Here is a 6,032-nt window from a genome sequence, read left to right as displayed (position 1 = left end):
CTCCCGCAGGTCCATCGATAACGGCTTGCCCATCTGACCGGCCTCCTGTCGCCGGTGACAGGCTTGAATCAGACTTCAGTCCCCTTGGGAATCCCTCAACGATTCACGCCGTTCGGATTATGCTCTAGCGCTGCTCAAGGACTTGCCGACGGGCTTCAACGCGGCCGCCACCCTGCCCGCGCAATGGCCGATCGGCGAAGCAATGGACGTGGCAAGTGCGGAGGAAGAGGAACTGACCGACGAACGCCACTGGCCGGCCGGAGTCCATGCCGGACTGCGCCGGGTGATGCGCGGATCGATCGCATGGCCGGAGACGACCGCATGACGCTGCATCTCGTCCGGCTGGCGATCGACCGGCATCCGCTCGCCGTCTACGCCGCCGAGCGGCGGCTGGCCGACGATGACGGCGGCTATGCCTTGCACCATGCGCTTCGCAACCGGTTCAGCAGCGCCGCCCCGCAACCGTTCCGCTATTTCGCCGAACATCCGCGCGGTCCGCATCTGCTGGGCTATGTTGCCGACCGGTCGGCGCTTGATGATGCGGCGGCCCTTCCCTCCGCCGACGATCTGCTGCGCTCGGTCTTTCCCACACCGCCCGATGTTCAGGAAATGCCGGCGACGTGGCGCGCCGGCAGCCGCTATGATTTCGAGGTTCGCGCCCGCCCGGTCGTCCGTTTCGGCAAGAAGAAGCGCGCCGAACGGGCCGGGCGGCAGGACGCGTGGCAACGTAGCGCGAGCGAGATCGACGCCTATGTCGCGGCCTGCGAACGGGTGGTCGCGGCAGGTGGCGACAGCAAGACCGTCCACCGCGAACACGTCTATCGCGACTGGCTGCTCGCCCGGCTCGACGGGATCGCCGAAATCGAGGCGGTCGATCTGCGCATGGCGCTGCGCCAGCGCACCCGGCGCAGCCGGCATGCCACGCCCGACAAGCCGGCGCGTACCTGCCCGGTGGAAGGACCGGATGCCCTCCTCGCGGGTACGTTGCGCGTGACCGACCCCGACCGGTTCGCCGCGCTGCTGGCGCGCGGCGTCGGCCGGCATGCCGCGTTCGGCTTCGGCATGCTGCTGCTCCGGCCGCCGGGGCGGAACGGGTAGATGCTCTCCGGTCGGCTGGGCCTCGAGAAAGCCCGCATCCCGCATGCCGACCGTCAGGGGCTGGTCTGGCTCGATCGCGGGCGGCTGGAAGTTGAGAACGGCTGCCTGCGGTTCGTGACCGCGGGCGGCGGGCAGATGGCGGCCGGGGACTATCAGATCCCCTATCACGCCATCTCGATCGTGCTGCTCGGCCCCGGATCGAGCGTCACCCATGATGCGCTGCGCCTGCTCGCCCGCCACGGATGCGCGCTGGCGGCGATCGGCGACGGCGCGGTCCGCTTCTATACCGCACCGCCGCTGATGCCCGACAGTTCGGCGCTGGCGCGGGCACAGGTCACGCGCTGGGCCGACCCCAAGTTGCGTATGGAAACCGCGCGCGCGATGTACGCGATGCGCTTCGGCGAGATCGTGCGGACGCGCGAGATCGCCGTGCTGCGCGGACAGGAGGGCGCGCGGATCAAGCGGGCCTATGCGCTCGCCGCCGAACGACACGGCATCGTGTGGAACGGGCGACGCTACGACCGTGAGAACCCCGAAGCCGGCGATCTCGCCAACCAGGCGATCAACCATGCCGGATCGGCGATGACCGCCGCCGCCTGCGTCGCGGTGGCGGCGACCGGGGCGATCCCGCAACTGGGCTTCGTCCATGAGGATTCGGGCCAGAGCTTCGTCCTCGACATCGCCGATCTCTATCGCCACGACGTGCTGCTCGACATTGCCTTCGGCGCCGTCCGCGATGCGCGTGCGCGGGGCGCCGCCCCGATTGAACGTCTGGTGCGCAAACGCTCGGCATTGCTGTTCCGTCAGCGTGCCGTCATCCCCGGCATGATCGACCGGATCAAGACGCTGCTGCTCCCGGGCGAAACGCCACCCCCGGCGCCCCCGGCGGGCGTGGCCTGACGGCTATGCCGCTTACCGTCGTCATCACCCGCGATGTCGAGGATCGCTACCGCGGGTTCCTCGGCTCGGCGATGCTTGAACTGGCCCCCGGTGTCTATGCCCAGCCCCGGATGAGTGCTGGCGTTCGCGGCCGGATCTGGGCCGTGGTCGAGGAATGGCACGGCCGCCTGCGCCGCGGCAGCATCGTGATGTGCTGGGCCGAATCCGCCGCCGCCGGCGGTCTGGGGCTTGCAACGCTGGGCGAACCGCCCAAGGATGTGACGGCGTACGACGGCATCCTCCTGGTCCGCCGCGCCCTCCCCGGTCGAACAGAGGATTGAATGGATCTTTGACATTGTGAGAGAGAACAGCCAGTTAGGTGGGAGGGGCTCCCCCGCATGCGCGGGGATAGACCATACGGACGGGTCGCAGATGCCTACCCGGTCAAGGCTCCCCCGCATGCGCGGGGATAGACCCCCATCGACTTCGCCATAGGTGAGGTGCGTGCCGGCTCCCCCGCATGCGCGGGGATAGACCCAGCAGTGAGTCGCTGCTCCTGCTCGTAGGCCTGGCTCCCCCGCATGCGCGGGGATAGACCCTGGAAGCCGTGGCGCAGGTAATGCGCGATGCAGGCTCCCCCGCATGCGCGGGGATAGACCCGACTGCGTCGACGAGGCGGCGCGGCTGGACGAGGCTCCCCCGCATGCGCGGGGATAGACCCAACGCCGGCATGGTCGCGGAAGGCACGCTCAAGGCTCCCCCGCATGCGCGGGGATAGACCCCGGCTTCGACGTGAAGACGATGCGGCAGATCGGGCTCCCCCGCATGCGCGGGGATAGACCCAGTCCCGCAAGGCACATAAGATCAAGCAGATGGGCTCCCCCGCATGCGCGGGGATAGACCCCTCGTAATATTCGCAGACGCGGATAATATCCTTCGCGTACCAGTCATAATGGGCTCCCCCGCATGCGCGGGGATAGACCCCATCGTTAACGCCGGCAGATGAACCAACAGGCGGCTCCCCCGCATGCGCGGGGATAGACCCTCCCGACTGTCGCATTGCCCGAGGGTAGCGCGGGCTCCCCCGCATGCGCGGGGATAGACCCCGCGTCCTGCTCGGGCGCAATCGGGATCGCATGGCTCCCCCGCATGCGCGGGGATAGACCCTGATCGCCGCCCTCGCGCGCGTCGAGGTTTTCGGCTCCCCCGCATGCGCGGGGATAGACCCGCCCCGCCGGCCTCGCTGGCGAGGTGCGCGGTGGCTCCCCCGCATGCGCGGGGATAGACCTCAGCGAGCAAAGCGAAATCGCCGCGCGTGATCGGCTCCCCCGCATGCGCGGGGATAGACCCAAGTTCATCAATGACTGGGGAAACTTCTCAAAGGCTCCCCCGCATGCGCGGGGATAGACCCGGGCGGAGCAATGCGCCCGCCGCGACCGACATGGCTCCCCCGCATGCGCGGGGATAGACCCACCGCGACCGACGCGGCGTGGTCGCTAATCGGGGCTCCCCCGCATGCGCGGGGATAGACCCTCGGGCAGCGGGCGAGCGGGATCGATACCGGCGGCTCCCCCGCATGCGCGGGGATAGACCCTTCGCGCGCCGCGCCAGCTCGGACTGGCTGAGGGCTCCCCCGCATGCGCGGGGATAGACCCTCATTGCCGACCGATCCGCCCGGAACGCGCCCGGCTCCCCCGCATGCGCGGGGATAGACCCTAACCCAACATTAGTTGCCCCACGTAGCGCCTGGCTCCCCCGCATGCGCGGGGATAGACCCGTTTGATCTGGACGACGTCGCATGATCGCCGTGGCTCCCCCGCATGCGCGGGGATAGACCCGGATTCTGCCCGCCTGCCAGCGAGACGCCAATGGCTCCCCCGCATGCGCGGGGATAGACCCCTTGCCGATCTGATGCCGACTAGCACGATCTGGGCTCCCCCGCATGCGCGGGGATAGACCCGATCCGGCTACCGGCAAGATGAATGACTGGCTGGCTCCCCCGCATGCGCGGGGATAGACCCGGGAGGCGAGGCGATGACGGACCTGTTCGACGGGCTCCCCCGCATGCGCGGGGATAGACCCGTAACCGACGTGCCAATCGCGAACAAGGCGACGGCTCCCCCGCATGCGCGGGGATAGACCCTCGGTCGGCGGGACGCCTGCGCTGGTCAAGTAGGCTCCCCCGCATGCGCGGGGATAGACCCTTCTTGATCACCCATTGGTTGGTGACCAGCTCGGCTCCCCCGCATGCGCGGGGATAGACCGCCATGCCGTCTCCTCGCATCGCACCACGCGACGGGCTCCCCCGCATGCGCGGGGATAGACCCGCCGCTGCCGCTATCCGCCGAGTGACATTCACGGCTCCCCCGCATGCGCGGGGATAGACCCTGGATAGTTGGCGTTACCACCACCCCCGCCACGGCTCCCCCGCATGCGCGGGGATAGACCCGGCACTGGCTCGACTTCATCAGCTACAGCGGCGGCTCCCCCGCATGCGCGGGGATAGACCCGCGGCGATGACGCTGGTCGACAGACACGGCGTGGCTCCCCCGCATGCGCGGGGATAGACCCCGGCCGTCCATCTCATCGAACAGCGGGCCATAGGCTCCCCCGCATGCGCGGGGATAGACCCGCGGCCTCGTCGATGGCGTAGGACTGTTTCGCGGCTCCCCCGCATGCGCGGGGATAGACCCCCGGTGCGGGTTCGGTGACAATGGCGACGTGCGGCTCCCCCGCATGCGCGGGGATAGACCCTGGTGACGATCCTCAAGCCGATCGATCACGAAGGCTCCCCCGCATGCGCGGGGATAGACCCTGCGCTCGCGCCATCTTCTGCATCTTCGTCACGGCTCCCCCGCATGCGCGGGGATAGACCCGGGTTCAGCAGCGTGATCCCGTCAACGACGCAGGCTCCCCCGCATGCGCGGGGATGGACCCCACCCCGACACGCGCGGCATTATGTAGCAAATGCACCAACGCCGAAAATTGGCGTGAGCGGCGACCTACCTTCGGCGATTTATAAATAGAATAATGGACACAACAGTAATGATGCGTCGCTACATGGCGCTGGTTGAAGCGATCGATACCAAGGTAGAAGTCAGAATAGAGGCCTACGTCGGACTTAATCAAGAGCCGGGATCGTGTGCTGATTTTCCAGCTTCGCTTCGCCTAGAAGCTGTTATGGACTTGAGTGTGGGTGTGATTCATCCGTTACTAGATGAGCATTTTCCGCAAGCCGTATCCGTCCGACGTCAGCGATGAAGAATGGTCGCTGATCGCGCCATACCTGCCGTTGCAGCGCGAGGATGCGGGCCAGCGTGAGCATGATCTGCGCGAAGGGTTCAACGGCCTGCGCTACATCGTGAAGACTGGCGCGCCGTGGCGGTGGATGCCCAATGATCTGCCTCCTTGGGCGGCGGTGTACCAGCAGACGCAACGCTGGCTGGTGGCGGGTTGCTTCGAGGCGCTGGTGGATGACCTGCGCGCGGTGCTGCGCCTGGCGGCGGGCCGCAAAGCCGAGCCCACTGCCGCGATCATCGACAGCCGGACATTGCGCTTCACGCCTGAGAGTGGCGAGCGCGCCGGCTATGACGGGAGCAAGCGGAAGAAAGGGTCAAAAATCCACATGGCCGTCGATACGCTGGGGCACCTGCTCGCGCTGCATGTGACGCCAGCCAGTGCCGAGGATCGCGGCGAAGTAGAACGCCTCGCACGCACCGTGCAGGCCGTCACGGGCGATACCGTCGATATCGCATATGTCGATCAAGGCTATACGGGCGAACGTGCCGCGAAGGCCGCAGCTGCCCATGGCATCACGCTGGAAGTCATCAAACTGCCTGAGGCAAAACGCGGGTTCGTCCTCCTGCCGCGCCGCTGGGTCGTCGAACGGTCATTCGCTTGGGCAACCCGCTTCCGACGCCTCGTCAAAGACTATGAACGCTACGCCAAAACACTCGCAGGACTTCACGTCGTCGCCTTCGCCTGCCTCATGATGAAGCAGGCTGCCGCGCTCACCGCAAGTTCATAACAGCCTCTAGAGATTGATTCATCGTTGG

At 67.4% G+C, this 6,032-nt stretch carries 5 protein-coding genes and 1 CRISPR repeat array; all 5 genes read left to right on the top strand.

All coding sequences use genetic code 11. From position 1 onward, the window contains the following. Positions 1 to 142 precede the first annotated feature (142 nt). Positions 143 to 325: a hypothetical protein gene (locus LRA89_RS04820; protein ID WP_230769215.1), complete on the top strand. Its 183-nt coding sequence runs from the start codon at positions 143 to 145 to the stop codon at positions 323 to 325. Continuing rightward, a complete protein-coding gene (locus LRA89_RS04815; RefSeq protein WP_162233449.1) occupies positions 322 to 1,098 on the top strand; it encodes a type I-E CRISPR-associated protein Cas6/Cse3/CasE in 777 nt (258 codons plus the stop codon). The genes LRA89_RS04820 and LRA89_RS04815 overlap by 4 nt, the downstream gene beginning before the upstream one ends. Continuing rightward, entirely contained in the window at positions 1,099 to 1,998 is a 900-nt protein-coding gene (cas1e, locus tag LRA89_RS04810; protein ID WP_230769214.1) for a type I-E CRISPR-associated endonuclease Cas1e, read from the top strand. A 5-nt stretch (positions 1,999 to 2,003) separates the two neighbouring features. Continuing rightward, positions 2,004 to 2,318 carry a type I-E CRISPR-associated endoribonuclease Cas2e gene (gene cas2e / locus LRA89_RS04805; protein WP_230769213.1) on the top strand — a complete coding sequence of 105 codons (315 nt, stop codon included), beginning with the start codon at positions 2,004 to 2,006 and terminating at the stop codon, positions 2,316 to 2,318. Positions 2,319 to 2,364: 46 nt separating this feature from the next. Continuing rightward, a CRISPR array of direct repeats spans positions 2,365 to 4,914; the repeat unit is 29 nt; unit sequence GGCTCCCCCGCATGCGCGGGGATAGACCC. 280 nt (positions 4,915 to 5,194) lie between these two features. Then, entirely contained in the window at positions 5,195 to 6,004 is an 810-nt protein-coding gene (locus LRA89_RS04800) for an IS5 family transposase (protein WP_230769212.1), read from the top strand. The last annotated feature ends 28 nt before the right edge of the window (positions 6,005 to 6,032 follow it).

The organism is Sphingomonas sp. Leaf4 (assembly GCF_920939515.1).
GTDB lineage: Bacteria > Pseudomonadota > Alphaproteobacteria > Sphingomonadales > Sphingomonadaceae > Sphingomonas.
The sequence above is the reverse complement of the archived record's forward strand: the minus strand, read 5'-3'. Positions and strand labels throughout refer to the sequence as shown.

Bases quoted from the DNA above. Each gene is read 5' to 3' on its own strand.
- cas1e (WP_230769214.1), top strand. From the start codon at position 1,099: ATGCTCTCCGGTCGGCTGGGCCTCGAGAAAGCCCGCATCCCGCATGCC.
- cas2e (WP_230769213.1), top strand. From the start codon at position 2,004: ATGCCGCTTACCGTCGTCATCACCCGCGATGTCGAGGATCGCTACCGC.
- LRA89_RS04815 (WP_162233449.1), top strand. From the start codon at position 322: ATGACGCTGCATCTCGTCCGGCTGGCGATCGACCGGCATCCGCTCGCC.
- LRA89_RS04800 (WP_230769212.1), top strand. From the start codon at position 5,195: ATGAGCATTTTCCGCAAGCCGTATCCGTCCGACGTCAGCGATGAAGAA.